20 protein-coding genes, 1 pseudogene and 1 riboswitch are annotated in these 21,490 nt (G+C 72.7%); of the genes and pseudogenes, 8 read left to right on the forward strand and 13 right to left on the reverse strand.

Annotated features, from left to right (window positions below; genetic code table 11):
- The first annotated feature begins 70 nt into the window (after positions 1-70).
- Positions 71-463: a hypothetical protein gene (locus AB0A94_RS05925; RefSeq protein WP_361739425.1), complete on the forward strand. Its 393-nt coding sequence runs from the start codon at positions 71-73 to the stop codon at positions 461-463.
- A gap of 40 nt (positions 464-503) precedes the next feature.
- Here AB0A94_RS05925 and AB0A94_RS05930 read toward each other — a convergent pair whose 3' ends face one another.
- Together AB0A94_RS05930 and proP are read right to left on the reverse strand one after the other, a co-directional pair.
- Positions 504-1,181 carry an O-methyltransferase gene (locus tag AB0A94_RS05930; RefSeq protein ID WP_361739428.1) on the reverse strand — a complete coding sequence of 226 codons (678 nt, stop codon included), beginning with the start codon at positions 1,179-1,181 and terminating at the stop codon, positions 504-506.
- A 78-nt stretch (positions 1,182-1,259) separates the two neighbouring features.
- The gene (gene proP, locus AB0A94_RS05935; protein WP_361739431.1) at positions 1,260-2,675 is read right to left on the reverse strand and encodes a glycine betaine/L-proline transporter ProP; all 1,416 of its coding nucleotides are present in this window, start codon (positions 2,673-2,675) and stop codon (positions 1,260-1,262) included.
- A 393-nt stretch (positions 2,676-3,068) separates the two neighbouring features.
- On the opposite strand from proP, the gene AB0A94_RS05940 reads away from it, so the two are divergent.
- On the forward strand, positions 3,069-5,129 hold the full coding sequence (locus tag AB0A94_RS05940) for a bifunctional glycosyltransferase 87/phosphatase PAP2 family protein (RefSeq protein WP_361739434.1): 2,061 nt from the start codon (positions 3,069-3,071) through the stop codon (positions 5,127-5,129).
- An 828-nt stretch (positions 5,130-5,957) separates the two neighbouring features.
- Here the strand turns inward: AB0A94_RS05940 and AB0A94_RS05945 are convergent.
- A complete protein-coding gene (locus tag AB0A94_RS05945) occupies positions 5,958-6,332 on the reverse strand; it encodes an ATP-binding protein (protein ID WP_361739912.1) in 375 nt (124 codons plus the stop codon).
- 150 nt (positions 6,333-6,482) lie between these two features.
- On the opposite strand from AB0A94_RS05945, the gene AB0A94_RS05950 reads away from it, so the two are divergent.
- The gene (locus AB0A94_RS05950) at positions 6,483-7,310 is read left to right on the forward strand and encodes a helix-turn-helix transcriptional regulator (RefSeq protein ID WP_361739437.1); all 828 of its coding nucleotides are present in this window, start codon (positions 6,483-6,485) and stop codon (positions 7,308-7,310) included.
- Positions 7,291-7,479 carry a DUF397 domain-containing protein gene (locus AB0A94_RS05955; protein WP_361739440.1) on the forward strand — a complete coding sequence of 63 codons (189 nt, stop codon included), beginning with the start codon at positions 7,291-7,293 and terminating at the stop codon, positions 7,477-7,479. Before AB0A94_RS05950 ends, AB0A94_RS05955 begins: the two co-directional genes overlap by 20 nt.
- 53 nt (positions 7,480-7,532) lie before the next feature.
- Here the strand turns inward: AB0A94_RS05955 and AB0A94_RS05960 are convergent, their stop codons facing one another.
- Positions 7,533-8,354: an NAD(P)H-binding protein gene (locus tag AB0A94_RS05960; RefSeq protein WP_361739915.1), complete on the reverse strand. Its 822-nt coding sequence runs from the start codon at positions 8,352-8,354 to the stop codon at positions 7,533-7,535.
- Positions 8,355-8,441: 87 nt separating this feature from the next.
- Between AB0A94_RS05960 and AB0A94_RS05965 the strand changes: the two genes are divergently transcribed.
- On the forward strand, positions 8,442-8,864 hold the full coding sequence (locus AB0A94_RS05965) for a helix-turn-helix domain-containing protein (protein ID WP_361739443.1): 423 nt from the start codon (positions 8,442-8,444) through the stop codon (positions 8,862-8,864).
- A 93-nt stretch (positions 8,865-8,957) separates the two neighbouring features.
- On the opposite strand, the gene AB0A94_RS05970 is transcribed toward AB0A94_RS05965, so the two are convergent.
- From AB0A94_RS05970 to AB0A94_RS06010, 9 genes and pseudogenes are all read right to left on the reverse strand, one after another.
- On the reverse strand, positions 8,958-9,377 hold the full coding sequence (locus AB0A94_RS05970; protein ID WP_361739446.1) for a transglycosylase SLT domain-containing protein: 420 nt from the start codon (positions 9,375-9,377) through the stop codon (positions 8,958-8,960).
- A 327-nt stretch (positions 9,378-9,704) separates the two neighbouring features.
- Positions 9,705-10,541, reverse strand: a complete 837-nt coding sequence (locus tag AB0A94_RS05975) for an ECF transporter S component (RefSeq protein ID WP_361739448.1) — start codon at positions 10,539-10,541, stop codon at positions 9,705-9,707.
- Positions 10,538-12,199, reverse strand: coding sequence for an ATP-binding cassette domain-containing protein (locus AB0A94_RS05980; protein WP_361739451.1), 1,662 nt, complete (start codon positions 12,197-12,199; stop codon positions 10,538-10,540). Before AB0A94_RS05980 ends, AB0A94_RS05975 begins: the two co-directional genes overlap by 4 nt.
- A complete protein-coding gene (locus AB0A94_RS05985) occupies positions 12,196-13,470 on the reverse strand; it encodes an energy-coupling factor transporter transmembrane component T (RefSeq protein ID WP_361739454.1) in 1,275 nt (424 codons plus the stop codon). The genes AB0A94_RS05980 and AB0A94_RS05985 overlap by 4 nt, the downstream gene beginning before the upstream one ends.
- Positions 13,460-14,098 (reverse strand): SCO2322 family protein, encoded by a 639-nt coding sequence (locus AB0A94_RS05990; RefSeq protein WP_361739457.1) that lies wholly within the window; start codon positions 14,096-14,098, stop codon positions 13,460-13,462. Before AB0A94_RS05990 ends, AB0A94_RS05985 begins: the two co-directional genes overlap by 11 nt.
- The gene (locus tag AB0A94_RS05995; protein WP_361739460.1) at positions 14,095-15,330 is read right to left on the reverse strand and encodes a prenyltransferase/squalene oxidase repeat-containing protein; all 1,236 of its coding nucleotides are present in this window, start codon (positions 15,328-15,330) and stop codon (positions 14,095-14,097) included. The genes AB0A94_RS05990 and AB0A94_RS05995 overlap by 4 nt, the downstream gene beginning before the upstream one ends.
- A 108-nt stretch (positions 15,331-15,438) precedes the next feature.
- Positions 15,439-15,579: riboswitch (cobalamin riboswitch) on the reverse strand.
- A gap of 99 nt (positions 15,580-15,678) precedes the next feature.
- Positions 15,679-15,930 (reverse strand): annotated as a pseudogene (locus AB0A94_RS06000) (cellulose binding domain-containing protein); the annotation flags it as partial.
- A 58-nt stretch (positions 15,931-15,988) separates the two neighbouring features.
- Positions 15,989-17,212, reverse strand: coding sequence for an RNA-guided endonuclease TnpB family protein (locus tag AB0A94_RS06005; RefSeq protein ID WP_361739918.1), 1,224 nt, complete (start codon positions 17,210-17,212; stop codon positions 15,989-15,991).
- 70 nt (positions 17,213-17,282) lie between these two features.
- Positions 17,283-17,978, reverse strand: coding sequence for a TetR family transcriptional regulator (locus AB0A94_RS06010; protein ID WP_361739463.1), 696 nt, complete (start codon positions 17,976-17,978; stop codon positions 17,283-17,285).
- Between the two features lie 206 nt (positions 17,979-18,184).
- On the opposite strand from AB0A94_RS06010, the gene AB0A94_RS06015 reads away from it, so the two are divergent.
- The 3 genes from AB0A94_RS06015 to AB0A94_RS06025 are packed head-to-tail and all read left to right on the forward strand — an operon-like array spanning position 18,185 to position 21,473.
- The gene (locus tag AB0A94_RS06015) at positions 18,185-19,636 is read left to right on the forward strand and encodes a glycosyltransferase family 4 protein (RefSeq protein ID WP_361739466.1); all 1,452 of its coding nucleotides are present in this window, start codon (positions 18,185-18,187) and stop codon (positions 19,634-19,636) included.
- Complete coding sequence (locus tag AB0A94_RS06020) at positions 19,630-20,400, forward strand: class I SAM-dependent methyltransferase (protein ID WP_361739469.1); 771 nt, start codon at positions 19,630-19,632, stop codon at positions 20,398-20,400. The genes AB0A94_RS06015 and AB0A94_RS06020 overlap by 7 nt, the downstream gene beginning before the upstream one ends.
- Positions 20,397-21,473 carry a prenyltransferase gene (locus AB0A94_RS06025; RefSeq protein ID WP_361739472.1) on the forward strand — a complete coding sequence of 359 codons (1,077 nt, stop codon included), beginning with the start codon at positions 20,397-20,399 and terminating at the stop codon, positions 21,471-21,473. The genes AB0A94_RS06020 and AB0A94_RS06025 overlap by 4 nt, the downstream gene beginning before the upstream one ends.
- The last annotated feature ends 17 nt before the right edge of the window (positions 21,474-21,490 follow it).

The following is a 21,490-nucleotide window of genomic DNA, read 5'->3' on the forward strand; positions in this document are numbered from 1 at the left end:
GCGTTTTATCATTCGGCGGCAACCGGGCCGGGCCTCTCCGGTCCGCAAGGACGTCTCAGGAGGAGCCCCCGTGCTCGAACTCACCATGGCCGCGGTGTCCGCGGCGGAAGCGGGCGCCACGGCCGGCATGCTCATGGCCGACGCGCCCAGCGAGCCGGGCACCGTGCTGCGGGTGGGCCGGGACAAGTCGCTGTGCCGGCTCTCGACGCCGGACGACTGGCTGTTCGTCTCGCGCGTCCACCTGGAGTTCCAGTGCGCGCCGGACGGGACCTGGCAGCTGACCTGGCTGCGCGGCTCCCTGCCCGATCCGTCCTCCGAGGTGCGGCTGACCGTCGGCGAGTACACCCGGCCGGTCGCCTACGGCGGCAGTGTGGCGCTGCCCCGGGGCGGCAGCGGCGAGGTCGTCATCCAGGACCGCACCGCCCCGCGCAGCGTCAACGTGGGCTTCTACCACGAGGTGTAGGACCACGGGGTGGAGGGCCACGGGGTGCGGAGCACAGGGCTCAGGCCAGCACCCGGGCCAGCGCGAAGCCGTCGTAGTCCTTGGCGCCGACCGTCTGGAGCGCCGTACCGCTCAGCCGGGGGTGGCCGCCGATCAGGTCGAGGGCGGCGCGGGTGCCCAGCACGTCCGGGTCGGTGTTGTCCGGGTCGGCGACCCGGCCGCCGCGCACCACGTTGTCGAGGATGATCAGGCTGCCCGTGCTGGTCAGCTTGAGCGCCCACTCCATGTAGTGCGGGTTGTTCGCCTTGTCGGCGTCGATGAAGACCACGTCGAACGGCGGCGGGTTCTCGTCGGCCAGTCGGGGCAGCGACTCCAGGGCCGCTCCCACGCGCACCTCGACCTGCTTGTCGAGTCCCGCGCGGGCGATGTTGCGGACGGCGACCTCGGCGTGCCAGGGGTCGTACTCCAGGGAGATCAGCCGTCCGTCGGCGGGGAGGGCGCGGCCCAGCCAGATGGTGCTGTAGCCGCCGAGCGTGCCGATCTCCAGGATGTGCCGGGCCCCCTGCAGCTGGGCGAGGAGCTGGAGCAGCTTGCCCTGCAGGGGTGAGACGGCGATCGGCGGGAGGCCGGCGGCGTCGCTGTCGCGCAGGGCGGCCACCAGGGCGTCGTCGGGGGCGTCGGGCAGGAGGCGGCCGGTGAAGTAGTCGTCCACCTCGTGCCAGAGCTGCGACTCGCTCATGCACCTGTACCTTCCGTACGGCTGGTTAGCTTGTCTAACTAGTGCCGCTGACGAAGATACGCCGCGCCCCCGCTCCCGTCAGGCGTTCTCCCGGTGTGTCCCGGCCGTCCCGGCCTCCAGCGACGGCGCCGACCCCGGCAGCGGGCGGCCCGCCGACTCGGCCATGCGCCACACCGCGAAACCGCCGATCACGGCCGCCGCCATCATGTAGTAGGCGGGCATCATCATGTCGCCGGTCGCGCCGATCAGGGCCGTGACCACCAGCGGGGTGGTGCCGCCGAACAGGGACACCGAGACGTTGAAGCCGATCGACAGCGAGCCGTAACGCACCCGGGTCGGGAACAGCGCGGGCAGCGCGGAGGGCATCGCCGCGGTGAAGCACACCAGCAGCAGGCCGAGCGCGCCCATCCCGACCGCGACCGCGAGCAGACCGCCGTCGCGGATCAGCAGCAGGGCCGGCACGGACAGCACCAGGAACCCGGCACAGCCGGCCGCGATCACCGGACGACGGCCGACCCGGTCCGTCAGCAGCCCGGCGAACGGCTGGACGATCATCATCAGCACCATCACGCCGAGCACGACGACCAGGCCGTGCGTGGCGTCGTAGCCCAGCTCGCTGGTGAGGTAGCTCGGCATGTACGACAGCAGCATGTAGTCGGTGACGTTGAAGACCAGCACCAGGCCCACGCACAGCAGCAGCGCGCGCCACTGGCCGGTGACCATCTCGCGCAGCGGCACCTTCGGGCGCTCGCTCTCGGCCTTCTCGACCTCGGCCGCGAAGGCCGGGGTCTCCTCCAGGCGCATCCGCAGGTAGAGGCCGATGATGCCCATCGGGCCCGCGATCAGGAACGGGATCCGCCAGCCCCAGGACAGCAGGTCCTCGGACGAGAGCAGCGCCGTCATCAGGGTGACCAGGCCCGCGCCGCCGATGTACCCGGCGAGGGTGCCGAACTCCAGCCAGCTGCCGAGGAAGCCGCGCCGCCTGTCGGGGGCGTACTCGGCGATGAAGGTGGACGCGCCGGCGTACTCGCCGCCGGTGGAGAAGCCCTGCACCAGGCGGGCCGCCAGCAGCAGGACCGGGGCCCCCACGCCGATCGCGGCGTAGGAGGGGATGAGGCCGATGGCGAAGGTGCCCGCCGCCATCATGATCATCGTGAGGGCGAGGACCTTCTGCCGCCCCACGCGGTCGCCGAGCGGGCCGAAGACCATGCCGCCGAGCGGGCGGACCAGGAAGGCCGCGGCGAAGGCGCCGAACGTGGACAGCAGCTGGGCGGTGGGATCGCCCGAGGGGAAGAAGACCTTGCCCAGCGTAACCGCGATGTAGCTGTAGACACCGAAGTCGAACCATTCCATCGCGTTGCCGAGCGCCGCCGCCTTCACGGCGCGCCGGACGAGCGCGGGGTCGGTGACGGTGGGGGCGGAGGTGTGTGCGGCGCCGGACTCCGGCGAGGCCTTCCGCGTGGACGGGGGAGCGGCGACCGTGGAAGTCGTCAAAACTTCGCTCGCCTACCTTTCGACGGGAACAGGGGCGGGTCCGCGCGGCGGCGCTGTCGGGCGGGCCGAAAAAACGACGATAGGCGCGCTTGTCCCCTCTACGGGCGGTATGCGAACAGCTGCATACTGCACATGAATGCGGTGTACGCAGGGGCGCAGCCCCGCGCCGGGGCGCCCCGTCCGGTGGCTCGTTGTGACCCTTCTCGCGTCGTCCGCGGGCAACGCGATCCCCCGCGGACTATCGTCATCCGGACAAAAGTGAGAGGGCCGTCAGGTGAAGCCGCGGTTTCCCGCGTCCCTTTCCAGGGGGTGGCGCGAGCCTCACGGGGGTTCGCGAAGTGAATCCCCACGCACGGGACGCAGGAGCGAAACGGGGCGGGAGGCCGACGAAGCGTGGCGAACGCGGAGCACAGGGGGCGGCGACCGGCGGAGGCTCTCGGGACGACAGCGGCAGCGGCGGACGGCACCCTGGCACGGCTGCGCGCCGCACGCCTGGCCCTGTGGCTGCTGGCCGCCGTCCTCGCCGTACGCCAGGTCGCCGTCGTCCTCACCACACCGAGCGGGGAACGGCTGACCACCCTGGAGACCTGGGTGGGCCCCGAGGGCGTCCTGCACGTCAGCGGCTCCCTCTACGACTCCACCCGGTTCACCGGCACCCCCTTCAGCGGGCTCGTCCTCAAACCCCTCACCCGCCCCGCCGAACAGGCCCTCGGCTGGGGCTGGACCTTCGGCACCCTGCTGCTGGTCGTCGCCCTCGGACTGATCGCCGCCCGCGCCCTGCCCCAGCCGGTCGGCCGCCGCACCGCGATCCTCGCCGGGCCCGTCGCCATCAGCCTGCTCATGCTGTCCCTGCCGGTGCGCAACACCCTCTGGCTCGGCCAGACCAGCATCATCCCGGTCCTGCTCGTCCTGCTGGGCTGCTTCGTCACCCGCGGCCGGCGCGTCAGCGGCGTACTGATCGGCGTCGCCGCCGCCCTCCAGCCCACCCTCCTCCTCTTCGCCCCGCTGCTGTGGTTCACCGACCGCCGCCGGACCGCCGCCGCCACCGGCGTCACCTTCGCCGCGGCCACCGCCCTCGCCTGGGCAGCGATGCCGCACGACTCCCACACCTACTGGGTCCACCACCTGGCGGGCACCGGCCTCGGTGGCCCCGCCGACGCCCTCGCCAACCAGTCCCTGCACGGCGCCCTGCTCCGCCTCGGTCTCCGGGGCCCGCTGGAAATCGGCCTCTTCCTGCTGCTCGGCGCGGCCGTCGTGACCCTCGCCCTGCGCCGCGCGGTGCGCTACGCCCACGACGGCCAGTTACTGCTCGCGGTCGCCGTCACCGGCTGCGCCGCCATCGCGGTCGCCCCCACCGCGTGGCAGCACCAGCTGCTGTGGGTGCTGCTCACCGCCGTCGGCCGGGCCGGCAGACGCGCCCGCGACCGGCTGGTGTGGCCCGTCGCCGTCGTCCTGGTGATGACGCTGCCGGCGAAGATGATGCTGCCGGACATGGCGTTCCTGCACCCGCTGCGCGACAACGTCGTCCTCCTGGCCGCCCTGGCCGCCGCCACCGCGCTCCCCTTCCTCACCCGCGGCTCGCCGTACTTCCGTACGCCGGTCCCGACCCCGTACGCCCCACCCGTCCCGGCCCGCTTCGCGTTCGTCCCGCTGCTGCCGTTCCTGCGCCGGGTGCTCATCCGCCCGAACCTCCTGCTCGAGCTCCTGCTGATCCGCGTCACCTACGCCGCGTACGCCAAGGTCCGCCTCGCCGCGACCGGCGGCAGCAACTCGGCGGGCCGCGACCGGGCCGAGGAACACGGACAGCAGATCCTCGACCTCGAACGCCTGCTCCACCTGGACATCGAGCACGCCGTCAACCACGCCGTGGTGAAGATCGGCTGGCTGCGGGAGTCCTTCGACTTCTACTACACGTCGTTCCACTTCGCCGTCCCGCTGACCGTCCTCGGCCTGCTCTACTGGCGCCGCCCCGTCGACTACCGCTGGGCCCGCGCGAGCCTGGGCTTCGCCACCCTCCTCGCCCTGGTCGGCTTCTGGCTCTACCCGCTCGCCCCGCCCCGCCTCATGCCGGACCTCGGCATCATCGACACGGTCCACGGCGTGCAGGACTTCTCCCAGCCCGACTACGGCACGCTCACCCACCTCACCAACCAGTACGCCGCGATGCCGTCCCTGCACTTCGGCTGGTCCCTGTGGTGCGGACTGGTGATCGCGATCATCGCGCCGAAGGCGTGGATGAAGGCGCTGGGCCTGCTGCACCCCCTGTTCACGGCCGCCGCGATCGTCGCCACCGGCAACCACTGGATCCTGGACGCGGCCGGCGGCGCGGTCGTCGTCGGCGCCGGCTTCGGACTGACGTACCTGCTCCAGGGCCCGCGCGCCCGTACGGCCGTGGCCGCCGCAGAGCTCGGCAGCGAGCCGTCGGCACCGGTGAAGGACCGTACTCCGAGCTGATCCGGTACTCGCCGTCGTCGCTGCGCGGTCAGGGCGAGTGGGCGACCCGCACGGTCGGCACACCCGGCCGGGGCTTACGGGACGCCCTGACCGTTGCGACGAAGTGGGCGTCGGGCCACTCGCTTCTTCGTCAGTGTCGTGCTTCCGCGAGCCGCGTCAAGGGCGCTCCCTGCGGTCGCGTCGCCTTCGGCGATGGGCCTGCGGCCCACCCTTGACCCGGCCCGCTCCAGCACGGGGGAGAAGCGAGCGAGCGGCCGGGAGAGAAGCGGGGCCGGGCACGCTTGCGGTGTGGAGTGGGTTGCGTGGCGGGCGGGGTCGGCGGGCGCGGTCGTGCCTGGCCGCACGCCGGGTGGGCTTGGCGGCTGTCGCTGGGTGGGTGGTGCGCGGTCGCCTCTCGCCTGCGCGCCGGGCTGGTTCGGCGGCGTACGGCCGGTGGGGAGGGAGGGGGTCGGGGGTGGTGTCGGAAACCGTGAACACTTCGGCCCGAAGTGTTCACGGTTTCCGAAGGGGGTGCCGAGGGACGACCCCAGGCCCTGCCACCCACTCACCGATTGCCGCCGGACGGCCCGGCGTGCAGGCGAGGCGCGAGCGCGCCCGCAGACCCCGGGTGACTGGCCGGCTCGCCTCGTATCGCAGGCGTGCCTCGGCCGCCCGTTCTTCCGGGCCGCTCGCTCGCTTCTCCCCCGTGCTGGAACGGACCGGGTCAAGGGTGGCCCGCAGGGCCATCGCCGAAGGCGACGCGGAGTGGAGCGCAGCGGAACGCAGCGCCCTTGACGCGGTCCGTGGAAGCACGACACTGACAAGGAAGCGAGTGGCCCGACGGCCACCTCACGCACCGGCCTCCACCGCACACTCGAACCACACGGTCTTCCCGCCACGGGGCTCGGGATCGACACCCCAGCGGTCGGTCACCGCAGCGAGCAGGGCGAGCCCTCGCCCGTTCTCCGCGTCGGGCTCCAACTCCACCGGCACCCGCGGGATCCCGTCACTCCCGTCGGTCACTTCCACCCGCACCCCGGCCGGAAGTCGCAGCAACAGCAGGGCGCAGCGCCGGTCCGGAACGTGGCGTACGACGTTGGCGAGCAGCTCCGTCACGCCGAGTTCCACGGCGTCGGACAGCCCGGTCATCTCCCACTCGCACAGGAACGACCGCACGATGCGCCGGACGTGCCGCGCCGAGTGCTCACCGGCGGTGAGCCGCATCGCGTACCGGTCGCTGCGCGGGGCGAGGAGGGTGGGGAGGGGAATGTTCTCGTTCACGCCACAAGGCTGACCTCCGCTGACTACGCTCGGCTACGGAACGAATACAACCGGTCCCGCTGTGGGCCGAGTTGCGTGAAAGGGGACCGTGCCGTGACCCACATCAACGTCCTCGACCCGGGTGCGTCACCACTGGACTACTACGGCTTCGAACTCCGCCGCCACCGAGAGGCCGCCGGCCTGACCCAGCGGCAACTCGGCGACATCGTCAACTACACGGGCTCGCTGGTCGGCCAGATCGAGACGGCGAGGAAGCTGCCGACGCAGGAGTTCAGTGAGCGCATTGACGCGGCGCTGGGCACGGGAGGGTTGCTGTCCCGACTCGTCACACTGGTGATGCGCAGTCAACTTCCGGCCTGGTTCCAACAGGTGGCCGAGTTGCAGGCGAGGGCCACTGGTATGTACTGCTTCGAGATGGGCATGGTGCCAGGCCTGCTCCAGACCAGGGCGTACGCGAGTGCCGTACTGGGTGCTCTGGACGCGACCGACCTCGACGACCGAACCGCCGTACGTCTGGATCGGCAGCGCATCTTCGGCAGGGAGGACCCGCCGCTCTACTGGGTGATCCTCTTCGAGGCGGCCCTGTATCTGGAGATCGACGGTCCGAGGACCATGCGTGACCAACTGGCTCACTTGTTGTCGTTCGAGCACAACCCGTTGATCAACATTCAGGTGCTGCCGTTCAAGTCCGGGGCACACGCGGGAATGACCGGCTCGTTCGACGTCTACCGGTTCGCGCAGGATCCGGCCATCGTCTATACCGAGGGCTACGGCAGCGCGCACCCGACCGCGAATCCGGACACCGTGACCGACTGCTCGCTCCGTTACGATCATCTTCAGGCTGCCGCGCTCTCGCTCAAGGATTCGGCGGAGCTGATCCGATGCGTGATGGAGGAACGCTATGGAGCTCAACTGGCGTAAGTCCAGCTACAGCAGTGACCAGGGTGGCAACTGCGTCGAGATCGCCGAAGTCCCCAGCTCCACCGTCGCCGTCCGGGACTCCAAGAACCCGGCAGGTCCGATCCTCACCCTCCGCCCCGCCGCCTTCACCGCCTTCCTGACCTGGACGACCACCGAACGGTCGCGATGACCCGCTGGACGCACTGATCACCGGCCCCGGTGTTGCGCATTCGCCGCCGACCGCTAGGCGCGCGCCACCGGCCTGGCGGCGGACGCGGCCGCGACGGCCGTGGCCAGGGGATCGCGGGCCGTGCGGCCGAGGAGGTCGGTGAGGTCGGGCGCGGTACCGTCCAGGAAGCCGTGCCGGATGCCCGTGGCGATCGAGGCGAGCATCGGCGGCTGGAACGGCAGCAGCCCTGGTGTCTTGTCGAGGAGCCTGCGCCGGTACTCCCCCAGGCTGACGGTGCGGTGCGCGACGCCGAGTCGATCGGCCACCTGCCCCGCCGTGACCGGCGTGCCGACGAGGTCGTAGACGCGCCCGTCATGAGGTGCGGGATCCGCCGCCACCGTCGCCGCGACCTCGGCCAGGTCCTCCCGCGCGACCGCGGCCAGGGCGCCGTCCCCGAACGCGGACTCCACCTCGCCGCCGGCCCACATCAGCAGACCGCCGAAGAGTTCGGCGTACAGGCCGTTGCGCAGGATCGTCCACGGCAACCCGCTCGCCCGCACGAGGCGTTCGGTCGCACGGTGCGCGAGGGCGAAGCCGAGATGGTCGCCGGCGGTGGTCAGGCTCGTGTAGACGACGTGGCCGACGCCGTCACGGACGGCGGCGTCCAGGACCGCCGTGTGCCGGGCGACGACCTCGTCGTCCTCGGCGTAGCCGGCGGAGACGAGCACCAGGGTCGACACACCGGCGAGGTCGAGGCTTTCGTGGTCGTCGAAGTCGAGGCGCCGCATCCCCTCGCCCGGCGTGCGGCTGCCGCCCGTCGCGGCGATGCCGCGGGCGCGCAGCGCCGCGAGAGCGGCCGCACCCAGGTTCCCGTTCGCTCCGGTCACCAGAATCATGTCCATCGCAGTCTTCCGTCGTGGTTCTCATCGGTAACTACGCTTGATCCTCGACCGCACGCTCACCGGCCACAAGAAGGCAGTTCGATGTCACTCACGCACACCGGGGTAACCACCACCCCCGCCGAACTCGACCCGTGCGGACGCGAGGACCACCCCGACTGCGGCATCCGCGACGTCCTCGACCGGATCGGCGACAAGTGGTCGGTGCTCGTGATCGTCGAACTCGCCGGCGGGCCACGCCGCTTCCGTGAACTCCAGCGCGCCATCGACGGCATCTCCCAGCGCATGCTCACCCTCACCGTGCGCAGGCTCGAACGTGACGGCCTCGTGCTGCGCACCGTGTACCCGACCGTCCCGGCCAAGGTCGACTACCGCCTGACCGGGACCGGGACCGGCCTGACCCACCTGGTCAAGGCGCTCGCCGACTGGTCCCTCGCGCATCGTGCCGTCATCGCCGAGGCGCGGCACGCGTACGACCAGGCCCACCCCGACCACGACATCCGCTGACGCACGCCGCCCACTCCTCCGCCCCGACAGCGGCGAAGGCGGCGGCCCCGGGGATCGTGGGGCCGCCGCCTTCGGTATGGGGGGGTGGGGCTGTCAGTACCAGTGGTTGGCCTGCCAGAAGGACCAGGCGTCGCAGGCGCTGCCGTAGCGGTCCTTCATGTAGTCCAGGCCCCACTTGATCTGGGTGGCGGGGTTGGTCCTCCAGTCGGAACCGGCCGAGGCCATCTTGGAGGCGGGCAGGGCCTGGACCAGACCGTAGGCGCCGCTGGAGGCGTTGGTGGCGGTGGGGTTCCAGCTGCTCTCGTGCTGGACGATCTTCGAGAAGCACTGGAACTCGGCCGAGTCGCCGATCATCTTCTTCGCGGTCGCCTGGGCCGAGGCGGCCGTCCCCGCGGTCGCGGCCTGCGCGGGTGCGGCGGCGATCAGCGTGCCGCAGGCGGCGGCCGCGAGGGCGGCGCCGGCGAGGGCCTTCTTCGGAGTGGCGATGGTGCGGAGGAGGGAAGCGGCGGACACAGGCGGCCTTTCGGTCGGGAGCAGGGTGGTCGCGTTGCGCCGTGCCGGATCGCCGCGGTGTGCGGCGGGGGCATGCGTCGGCGCCGCGACCCGTGGGGTTCGTCGGCGCCTGGCGACCGCTCCACGGAAACAAATATCGGAATCGCCCGCAAAGGTCCCTTTTACTACCAGGGGTCGGAGGGGCGCGGGATGCGTGCGCACGGGACGGCCGGTTCGCGGGGCGGGGCAGCGGGCGCGTCCTCCGCGCCCCGCTACGGTGCCGGGTCGTAGGTGACGCGGGTCATGTGGGGTGGTTCACCGTCCCGGTCACGGGGTGCGTGCGAGGGCTTACCGAGGGGTGTCCCCGAAAGTGACCGGCGCCTCGAAGGCCGCCCGCCGGGTGGCCCGGCGGAGGGCCTTCAGGACCGGGGCGCCGAGGGCGAGGGTCAGGACGACCGTGACCAGGGCCCGGCCCAGGTCCCAGCCGAGGGACGTCGCCAGGCAGTACGCCAGGAAGCGGGCCAGGTTGGTGGAGAGCGACGCGTCGGGGGAGAAGGAGATGTTCGAGGCCAGGGCCGACATGAAGGGCCAGCCCGCCATGTTCATCACCGTGCCGTAGGCGAAGGCCGCCAGGAAGCCGTAGCCGGCGAGCAGCCAGAGCTCCGCGCGCCCGCGCAGCCGGTCGGCGCCCGGCAGCAGGGCCGCGCCCATCGTGAACCAGCCCATCGACAGCATCTGGAACGGCAGCCAGGGGCCGACACCACCGGTGAGCAGGGCGGACGCGAACATCGTCACCGAGCCGAGGACGAAGCCGAAACCAGGGCCGAGGACCCGGCCGCTGAGGACCATGAGGAAGAACATGGGCTCCAGGCCGGCCGTGCCCGCGCCGATGGGGCGCAGGGCCGCGCCCGTCGCCGCGAGGACGCCGAGCATCGCCACCGCCTTCGGGCCCAGGCCCGACTCCGAGATCGTCGCCGCCGCGACCGCGACCAGCAGGACCAGCAGGCCCGCGAAGAGCCACGGCGCGTCCTGGGCGTGGGCGTTCAGCGTGGAGGCGGGCGGGGCGAGGAAGGGCCAGCCGACGCCCGCCACGCCCACCGCGCTCACCAGGGCCAGCGCCGCCCATGAACGGGGGCCCAGACGGATGGCCCGGGTCTGGCGCTGCGGGCTCTTGGCGCCGGTCACCGCAGCGCCTCCCGGACCTGGGAGACCGTGAGCCAGTGCTGCGGGGCCAGGATCTTCGCCACCTGCGGGGCGAAGGACGGGGACGCCACGACCACCTCCGCCGCCGGGCCGTCCGCGATCACCTCGCCCTCCGCGAGCAGCACCACCCGGTGGGCGAGTTCCGCCGCCAGTTCCACGTCGTGCGTGGCCATGACGATGGCGTGGCCCTCGGCGGCCAGTCCGCGCAGGATCGTCACCAGGCGGGCCTTCGCCGCGTAGTCCAGGCCGCGGGTCGGCTCGTCGAGGAGGAGCAGGGGCGGGCGCGCGGTGAGGACGACCGCGAGGGCGAGGGTCAGGCGCTGGCCCTCGGACAGGTCGCGGGGGTGGGTGTCGTCGGCCACCGAGGGGAGCAGCTCGGTCAGCAGGGCGCGGCAGGTGCCCGGCTCGGCGCCCGCGTCCCCGTCGGCGGCCGCGCACTCCGCCGCGACCGTGTCGGCGTACAGGAGGTCACGGGGTTCCTGGGGGACCAGGCCGACGCGGCGGACCAGGTCGCGGGGACGGGTGCGGTGGGGGACCGCGTCGCCGGCGCGGACCGAGCCCGAGGAGGGCGCGACCAGGCCCACGAGCGCGCTGAGCAGCGTCGACTTCCCGGCGCCGTTGCGGCCCATGAGGGCGATCGTCTCGCCGGGGGCGACGGTCAGGTCGATGTGGCGCAGGGCCTGGACGCGGTCACGGCGGACCGCGAGGGAACGGACCTCGGCCACGGGGGTGGGGGCCGGGGTGTCGGGCTTCCTGCGCGGGAACAGGCGCCGGGGGGCCGGTGCCTGTTCCGGTGGCTCGGGTTCCCGGGCGGGCGGTCGCCTGTCGGCGAGGCGGTCGCGCAACGGGCCCGCCCTGCGGCGGGCGTCGCGGACCGTCAGGGGGAGGGGGGACCAGCCGGCGAGGCGGCCCAGGTCGACCACGGGGGGACGGACGGGGGAGACCGCCATCGCCTCCGGCGGGGTGCCGAGCCGCAGCCGCTCGCCGGGGCCCGGCAGCAGGGCCACCTGGTCGGCGTACTGGATGACGCGTTCCAGGCGGTGTTCCGCCATGAGGACGGTGGTGCCGAGGTCGTGGACCAGGCGCTGGAGGACCGCGAGGACCTCCTCCGCCGCCGCGGGGTCGAGGGCGGACGTCGGTTCGTCGAGGACCAGCACCCGGGGGTGCGGGGTGAGGACCGAGCCGATGGCGACGCGCTGTTGCTGGCCGCCGGAGAGGGTGGCGAGGGGACGGTCGCGGAGGCCGGCGAGGCCGAGGAGGTCCAGGGTCTCCTCCACCCGGCGGCGCATCACGGCCGGAGGGAGTCCCAACGACTCCATGCCGTAGGCGAGTTCGTCCTCCACGGTGTCCGTCACGAAGTGGGAGAGCGGGTCCTGGCCCACCGTGCCCACGACGTCGGCGAGTTCACGCGGCTTGTGGGTGCGGGTGTCGCGGCCCGCGACCGTGACCCTGCCGTGCAGGGTGCCGCCGGTGAAGTGCGGGACCAGGCCGCTCACCGCGCCGAGCACCGTCGACTTGCCGACGCCGGACGGGCCGACGAGCAGGACCAGTTCGCCCTCGGGGACCTCGAAGTCGACGCCCCGGACGGCGGGTTCGTCCACGCCGTCGTACGTCACCGACACGTTCTCGAAGCGGATCACGTCGTCGGCTCCTTGCGGGTGTGCGACGCCTCGGGGGCGGGGGTGACGAAGGCGGGGAGCAGGCCGATCAGGACGGCCGCCGCCGACCACAGGGGAAGCGTGGGCGCGACGAGCGGGACCACACCGGGGTGCAGGGCCGCCGGATCGCGGGACGCGGCGAGGGTCAGGAGGGCGGCCACGGCGACTCCGGACGCCGTGACCAGCCAGGCGCGGGCGTCCCAGGGGTCCGGGCGGTAGCGGGTGCGCAGGGTGCGTCGTCCGCCGAGCCACAGGCCCGCGAGGGCGGCGGCGACACCGGCGAGGAGGACGGGGAGGCCGTAGGCGCCGCCCTCGGCGGTGAGCAGCCCGTACGTCCCGGCGCAGACGCCGAGCAGGCCGCCGAGGGTGAGGGCGGCGGTGGTACGGCGGACGGCGGGGGGTACGTCGGCGGTACGGCCGTATCCGCGCGCGTCCATCGCGGCGGCGAGGGCGACCGAGCGTTCCAGCGCGCCCTCCAGGACCGGGAGTCCGACCTGGAGCAGGCCGCGGACGCCCTTGTCGGGCCGGCCCCGCAGCCGGCGGGCGGCACGCAGGCGCTGGACGTCGGCGACGAGGTTCGGGGCGAAGGTGAGGGCCACGACGACGGCCACGCCGAGTTCGTACAGGGCACCGGGGAGGGACTTGAGCAGGCGGGAGGGGTTGGCGAGGGCGTTCGCGGCGCCTACGCAGATGAGGAGGGCGGCCAGGCGGAGGGCGTCGTACAGGGCGAAGGTGAGGGCCTCGGCGGTGACCTCGCCGCCGAGGCGGATGCCCTGCGCCCAGTCGGGGAGGGGGACTTCGGGGAGGTGCACGAGCACGTGCGTGCCGGGGATGGGGGAGCCGAGGAGGACGGCGAAGGCGAGGCGGACGAGGAGGACGGCGAGGGCGAGTTTGACGAAGGCGCCGTAGGAGCGGGACCAGGGGGCGTGGGGGCGGCGGGTCGCCACGACGTAGGCGGAGACGGTGATGAGGAGGGTGAGGAGGAGGGGGTTGGTGGTGCGGGTGGCGGCCGTGCCGAGGGAGAGGGCCCAGAGCCACCAGGCGCCGGGGTGGAGGTGGGTGCGGTGCCGTTGGACGTACCCGGGGGTGGGTTGCTCCGCCGGCGCTTGCCGGGTGCCGCTGCGCCCACCCGTGCCGCCCTGGGGGTGCCTCCCAGGCCCTTTCGGGCCCTGGGGGAGGCACGACTGCCCGCAGCTGCGCGGGCACGACTGCCCGCAGCTGCGCGGGCACGACTGCCCGCAGCTACGACGCACGGCGGCGGGCCTGCCAGAGGGCTGCTGTTCCGAGGAGTACGACGACGGCGATTCCCGCTGCCAGGCCGATCGACGGGCCGGAGTCGTCCGACTCGGTCTTCTCCTCCGCGGGAGCGGCGGGCTGCTTTGCCGCGACCTGTTCCCCGCAGCCCTTCTTCGGGTAGCCCGCTATCGCGCACAGCAGGGCGTTGGTGTCGTAGCGGAGGGGTTCGGCGATCGTGGCCAGGGCCTCGGCGGTGGTGGCGTCCTCGGGGACCCGGGCGCAGGCCGTACGGGCCGTCGGCGGGGTTTCGCCGGACGGGGCGTCGGCGGGGGTGCCGAAGTCGATGACCAGGGCCACGCGTTTGCTGCCGTCGGCCGCCGGGGTCTTCGCGCAGATGGTGTCGAAGTCGGCGGTGCCCCGGGGCTTCGCCGCGTCGGCGGAGTTCTCGCTGACGGAGAAGCGGAAGCCGTGGACGTCGCCGTCGGCGGGGCGGGCGAGGGACGGGCCCTGGGTGGCGTACGTCCACGCCGTGCCGTTCCGCTCCCAGAAGGACCAGTAGCGGTAGCCGACGGCCTGGGCCTGGCCCGCGCCCGCCGGCAGGGGCAGGAGCGCGGCCAGGAACAGGACGGTGGCCCGGCGGATCACGGCTGCTGCTTCTTCGCGCGGCCGCTGATCAGGAAGCCGATGCCGATGCCGGCGACCAGGCAGACGCCGACGAACCACCAGACGCCGAAGCCGGAGTCGGACTCCGACTCGTCCTTCTTCTCGTCCTTCTCGGCCGACTTCGTCTCCGCGCTCTTCCCGGCGGCGGCCGGGCCCGTCGCGCCGAGCTGCTTCACGAGGTCCGTCCCGCCGAAGTCGCGCGGGTCGGCGCCGGTGGCGTGGGCGGCGAGGATCAGCTGGGCGTAGGCGGCGGGACCGCTCTTGGTCGCCCAGTCGGCGGCGTTCTTCTCCAGCCAGGCCAGGGACTTGCCGGCCTGCTCCGCGGAGCCCTGCGCGGCGAGTGCGACGACCGCGTCGGCGGTGTTGCCGTAGTCGGGCTGGTCCTCGGCGCCGGGGAGGGCGGAGGTGAGGTGGCCGTCCTCGGCGAGGGCGTCGGCCAGGTACGCGGCGCCGTTGGCGGCGGCCTGCTCGGGGCCGTCGGCCTTCTCGCAGGCGGCTGCCTTCGCCTCGCCCTTGCCGGGCTCGACGGCCAGGCCCGCACCCAGCGAACCGAGCACGCCCGCCGCCGTCGCGTCCGCGTTGGCGACCAGTCCGCCCTTCTTGTCCGGCTGGAAGGCGAAGGCGCCCGCGCCGTCGCCCTCGCAGGGGAGCGCCAGCGTCAGCAGGGCGTCGTAGGGGGACTTGCCGTCCTTCTTCACCTCGGCCGGCTTCTCACCGGTGGCGGCGAGCGCGCCGATGACGACGGAGGTGGAGTTGGTGTCGCTGGCGCCACCCGCGACGTAGCCCCAGCCGCCGTCCTCGTTCTGCGCGGACTTCAGCCAGCCGACGGCCTTCTTCGTGACGTCGTCGTGGCCGCCGAGCGCGGCGAGGGCCTGGACGGCGGCGGCGGTCTGGTTGGTGTCGACCGTCGTCTTCGCGTCGCACGCCTCGGCGGTGTCGGCGCGGTACGGGGCGAAGGAGCCGTCGGCGCACTGCTGGCCGGCCAGCCAGTCGACGGCCGCCTTCGGCGGCTCGACGCCGGCCGTGTGCTGGGCGAGCAGGGCGAGCGACTGGCGCCAGACGCCGTCGTACTGCGGGTCGCCGTCGCCGTACAGGGCGGAGGGGAGCGGCGCCCGGGACGGTGACGGGGACGGGGACGTGTCGGCGGCGGCCGGAGTGGCGGCGCCGATCACGGCGACGGCGGCCAGGACCGCTGCGCTGCGGCGAACATTCATGATCGGCGGGTGCCTTCCCTGCAGGAGGGCCGGGCAGCGCGGGACACCCCGGCGGCTCGGCTCCGTATGCCTCGACGGTGCCGTGCACCGGCGGAGCGCCGGGCACGTGAGCCGGTCACGGACCGTGCGGGGCAGTCCGGCTCACCGTCTTCGGCGGACGGTTCACGGTTGCGGGTCAGCGCCGGAATTGCACCGGCTTCCCCCCGTACGGTGTGATGACGACGCCGACACTCTACCCGCCCGTAGGGAAGGGGCCAGGGGTGGCTTCGGTGAGGGGGGTCACGCGGGCCGTGAGGCGCGCACCGCACCCGCAGCCCCGGAAAAGGGGTGCGGGTGCGGTGGGCCGGGTCAGGACGCCGTGCAGGCGCCGACCTGCGGCGGGGGTGTCGTACCGCCGTTCACGGTGAAGCCGAAGCTGGTCGAGGCCCCGGCCGCGAGCGTGCCGTTCCAGCTGGACCGCACCGTCATGACGGTGCCGCCGCTGTCCCAGGTGGGTGAGCCGTTCCAGACGGAGACGACCTTCTGCGGGGCCGTCATGGTGACGTTCACGCTCCAGGCGGTGATCGGCGAACTGCCCGCCGTGATCGTCACCTTGCCGTTTTGACTTGCTCCTGGGCTGAAGCCCGAGGATTCTGGCCTTCTCGACCTTGCTGTGCTGCTACGCGGCACGGACATCGGTCGGGAATCCGTGGCTTCCTGTTTCTTCGCGCTGTGCCGGGATCGCTCCCGGTCTTACCGGCGCTCCGCAGGCCGATACCGCCAGTCCGGCGGCCGTTTCGATGTTGATCGCGGCGTTGTGGTCCCGGTCGTGGACGGTACCGCAGGCCGTGCAAGTCCATTCCCGGATGTTGAGGGGTTTGGGGCCGTCCACGGTGCCGCAGACGTGGCAGGTCTGGGAGGTCGGTTCGAACCGGCCCACCTCGACCAGGGTTCGGCCGTACCGCTTCGCCTTGTATCCCAGCATGCCGGTGAACTGTGCCCATCCTGCGTCGTGCACCGACTTGGCCAGCCTGGTACGCGCCAGTCCCTTGACCGACAGGTCCTCCACCGCGATTCCTTGGTTCTCGGAGATCAGCCTTGTGGAGAGCTTGTGGTGGAACTCACGGCGTGCGTCGGTGACCTTCGCGTGGGCTCGGGCAACTTTCAGGCGGGCCTTGTCACGGTTGTTGCTCCCTTTCTGTTTGCGGGACAGCTCCCGCTGGGCCTTCTTCAGCTTCTTCTCCGCACGCCGCAGGAAACGCGGGGAGTCGATCTTCGTGCCGTCGGAGAGGACGGCGAAGTGCGTGAGGCCGAGATCGATGCCGACGGTGCGGTCCGTCTCGGGCATCCGCGCCCGGTCGGTGACAGGGTCGGTGTCGACGACGAAGGACGCGAAAAACCTCCCAGCGGCGTCCCTGAGCACGGTGACGGACGACGGCGTGGCGGGAAGGACGCGAGACCACTTCACCTTCACCGCGCCGATCTTCGGCAGGCTCAGCCTGCCACTGCCGGTGATACTCCAGCGGGCGTTGGCGGTGAACCGCACCGACTGCCGCGCATCCTTGCGCGACTTCAATCGGGGCGCGCCCACCCGGGCGCCCTTGCGGGTGCCCTTGAGGGAGGCGAAGAAGGCGCGGTACGCAGCCTCCGCGTCCCGCAAGGACTGCTGGAGCACCACCGCGGACACGTCCCCCAGCCAGGCTCGTTCCGCTGTCCGCTTCGCCTCGGTGATCAGTTTCCGGGACAACCCGGCAGCCGTCGGGAACGGCCAGCCGGCCTTGCGGGCGTCTTCACGGGTACGCACCGCGTCGTTGAACACGACACGCGCACACCCGAACGCCCTTGTCAACGCGACCCGTTGACCGGTATCCGGATACAACCGGAACGCATAGCGAAGCTGCACACGAAGATCGTACGAACAAGCCAACCCAGCCGGAACCGGGAACACCCGTTCCCCACCTCCCCCTGCTGGCTCAGCGGGCGTCCGCGGCCTCCGGGGTCGTCAGATCCATCAGGCGGCACGCCGTCTCTATGTCGACCCTGACCTGGGCGATGGAGGCGCGGCCCGAGAGCCAGGTGATCAGGGCCGAGTGCCAGGTGTGCTCGATGACCCGGACGGCCGAGAGCTGCTCGGGCGTGGGATCGGTGAGCTCCATGGCGTCCAGGATGATCCTCGTGGTCTGCCGCGAGACCTGGTCGACCTCCGGGCTCACGCTGCGGTCCGCGAACGTCAGGGCGCGCACCATCGCGTCGGCCAGGTGCGGCTCCCGCTGGAGCGCGCGGAAGGCCCGCATCAGGGTTTCGGCGACCCGCTCGGCCGGGGTCTCACCGGCCGGCGGCTTCTTCCGCAGCGTGCCGTGCAGGGTCTCCAGCTGGTCCTGCATGGTCGCGACCAGGAGATGGATCTTGGACGGGAAGTAGCGGTACAGCGTGCCGAGCGCCACCTGCGAGGACTCCGCGACCTCGCGCATCTGCACCGCGTCGAAGCCGCCCCGGCCGGCCAGCTGCGCGCACGCCCGCAGGATGCGGCGCCGGCGCGCCTCCTGGCGCTCGGTGAGCGGGGAGGCCGGGGCGGGGCGCGCGGTGCCGGCCTCCGTCGCCGCCGCCTTGCCCGCCGTGTCCGCCTTGGCTGCCCTGGCCGCCTCGTCCCTGTTGGCTTCCGTAGGCATGGGTCCCGTCCGTGACAGTCGGTGAGGGTGGATGATCAGACAGCATGGCATGCCGTCCGTCGTGGCGTGAATCACCTGATCCGCTGCTGCCAGCACCCTTACCTGCCGGTAGATTCGGATCCTCCGAACGATCAACTCTGAAACTTGTTCTAGATGAGCGTCCCGGCATAATCTCGCGTGACCGTGCAGGGAGAAGGGGGCCCAGAGTGACCGCTGAGGCCAGTCAGGCCGGGCCCTCGCAGGGGCCCGCATCCGACGGCTTGCGACCGCTCCGCATCGCACTCCTCACCTACAAGGGAAACCCGTTCTGCGGCGGGCAGGGCGTCTACGTACGCCACCTCTCCCGCGAACTCGCCCGCCTCGGACACCGCGTCGAGGTCATCGGCGCCCAGCCCTACCCCATACTCGACGTCCTCGACGAGGGCCGTGACGGGCCGGGCCTGACCGAACTGCCCAGCCTCGACCTCTACCGCCAGCCGGACCCCTTCCGCACCCCGAGGCGCGACGAGTACCGGGACTGGATCGACGCGCTCGAGGTCGGCACGATGTGGACCGGCGGCTTCCCCGAGCCGCTGACGTTCTCCCTGCGCGCCCGCCGCCATCTGCGCGCCCGGCGCGGCGACTTCGACGTCGTCCACGACAACCAGACCCTCGGCTACGGCCTCCTCGGCGACCTCGGCGCCCCCCTGGTGACCACCATCCACCACCCCATCACCGTCGACCGGCGGCTGGAACTGGACGCCGCCGAGAACTGGCAGCGGCGGTACTCGGTGCGCCGCTGGTACGCCTTCACGCGGATGCAGAAGAGGGTGGCGCGCCGCCTGCCGTCCGTGCTCACCGTCTCCGGCAGCTCCCGCCAGGAGATCGTCGACGACCTCGGCGTACGGCGGGACCGCGTCCACGTCGTCCACATCGGCGCCGACACCGAGCTGTTCGCGCCCGATCCGTCGGTGCCGGTCGTACCGGGCCGGATCGTGACCACGTCCAGCGCGGACGTGCCGCTGAAAGGGCTGGTCTTCCTCGTCGAGGCGCTGGCGAAGGTACGCGCCGAACAGCCCGGGGCGCACCTCGTCGTGGTCGGCAAGCGGCCCGCGGAGGGGCCCGTCGCGCAGACGATGGAGCGGTACGGCCTCGAGGACGCCGTCGAGTTCGTCAAGGGCATCTCGGACGCCGAACTCGTCGACCTGGTGCGGTCGGCGCAGGTCGCGTGCGTGCCGTCGCTGTACGAGGGGTTCTCCCTGCCGGCCGCCGAGGCCATGGCCACGGGCACCCCGCTGGTCGCCACGACCGGCGGGGCGATTCCCGAGGTGGCCGGCCGCGACGGGGAGACGTGTCTCGCCGTACCGCCCGGCGACGCGGGGGCGCTGGCCGCCGCGCTGACCCGGCTGCTCGGCGACCCGGAGCTGCGCGCCCGGCTCGGGGCGGCCGGCCGGGAGCGGGTGCTGCGGCACTTCACCTGGGCACGCGCGGCCCAGGGCACGGTGGCCCACTACCGCGAGGCGATGGCCCGCGCGGGCCGGGACACGGGCGCCGCCCGCGCGGTGGAACCGGCTCCGCGCCGCCCGGCCCCGACAGCCGCAGACGTCCTCCCGGACACGGGCGCCGTACCCGTGGACACAGCCGACACCTCCGACCGCGAAAGCAGGGCCACGTGCTGACCGTCGACTTCTCCCGGTTCCCGCTCGCCCCGGGCGACCGCGTCCTGGACCTCGGCTGCGGGGCCGGCCGGCACGCCTTCGAGTGCTACCGGCGCGGCGCGCAGGTCGTGGCGCTGGACCAGAACGGCGAGGAGATCCGCGAGGTCGCCAAGTGGTTCGCGGCGATGAAGGAGGCCGGGGAGGCGCCCGCAGGGGCCACCGCCACCGCCATGGAGGGCGACGCCCTCGCCCTGCCCTTCCCCGACGAGTCCTTCGACGTCGTCATCATCTCCGAGGTGATGGAGCACATCCCCGACGACAAGGGCGTCCTCGCCGAGATGGTGCGCGTGCTCAAGCCCGGCGGCCGGATCGCGATCACCGTGCCGCGCTACGGACCGGAGAAGGTGTGCTGGACGCTGTCCGACGCCTACCACGAGGTCGAGGGCGGCCACATCCGCATCTACAAGGCGGACGAGCTGCTCGCGAAGATCCGCGAGGCGGGCCTGCGCCCGTACGGCACCCACCACGCGCACGCGCTGCACTCGCCGTACTGGTGGCTGAAGTGCGCGTTCGGCGTGGACAACGACAAGGCGCTGCCGGTGCGGGCGTACCACAAGCTGCTGGTCTGGGACATCATGAAGAAGCCGCTGGCCACCCGGGTCACGGAGCGGGCGCTGAACCCGCTGATCGGCAAGAGCTTCGTGGCGTACGCGACCAAGCCGCACCTGCCGCGCGCCGCGGCCGGGACCGGGGTCGAGACCGGGGCCGAGGCGGACGCCACGTGACGACCCCCCGGACCGAACACCTGGTCCTGCCCGGGGTCCTGACCGCAGGGCAGGCCGCCGCGACCGTCGCCGGCATCCTCGCCGTGCAGCGGGAGGACGGGGCGATCCCCTGGTTCCGGGGACACCACCTCGACCCGTGGGACCACGTCGAGGCCGCGATGGCCCTGGACGCGGCGGGCGAGCACGCCGCCGCCGAGCGGGCCTACCTCTGGCTGGCCCGGCACCAGGTGGCGGACGGCTCCTGGTACGCGGCCTACGCCGACGGCGACCCGCTCGACGTCACCGACCGGGGCCGGGAGACCAACTTCGTCGCCTACGTCGCGGTCGGCGTCTGGCACCACTACCTCTCCACCGGCGACGACACGTTCCTGGACCGCATGTGGCCGGTGGTGTACGCGGCGGTGGAGTTCGTGCTGCGGCTGCAGCAGCCCGGTGGGCAGATCGGCTGGCGGCGCGACGACGACGGCACGCCCACCGCGGACGCGCTGCTCACCGGCTCCTCCTCCGTCCACCACGCGCTGCGCTGCGCGCTGGCCGTCGCCGAGCAGCGCGAGGAGCCGCAGCCGGACTGGGAGCTGGCGGCGGGCGCGCTGCGGCACGCGATCCGGCACCACCCGGAGCGGTTCCTCGACAAGGACCGCTACTCCATGGACTGGTACTACCCGGTGCTCGGCGGCGCGCTCACCGGCGCGGAGGCCAAGGCCCGGATCGAGGAGGGCTGGGACCGCTTCGTCGTCCCCGGACTCGGGGTGCGCTGCGTGGTGCCCAACCCGTGGGTGACCGGCGGCGAGTCGGCCGAACTCGCCCTGGCGCTCTGGGCGACGGGCGAGTCCGACCGCGCGCTGGAGGTGCTCCAGTCGATCCAGCACCTGCGCGATCCGGAGACCGGCCTGTACTGGACGGGCTACGTCTTCGACGACGACGCGATCTGGCCGCGCGAGCTGACCACCTGGACCGCCGGCTCGCTGCTGCTGGCGGTCGCCGCCCTCGGCGGCCACGAGGCCACCTGCGCGGTCTTCGGCGGCGACCTGCTGCCCAGGGGCTTGGACCCGGACTGCTGCTCGCTCGCCTGAACCGGCCCGGAACGGAC

The organism is Streptomyces sp. NPDC044984 (genome assembly GCF_040646935.1).
Classification (GTDB): domain Bacteria; phylum Actinomycetota; class Actinomycetes; order Streptomycetales; family Streptomycetaceae; genus Streptomyces.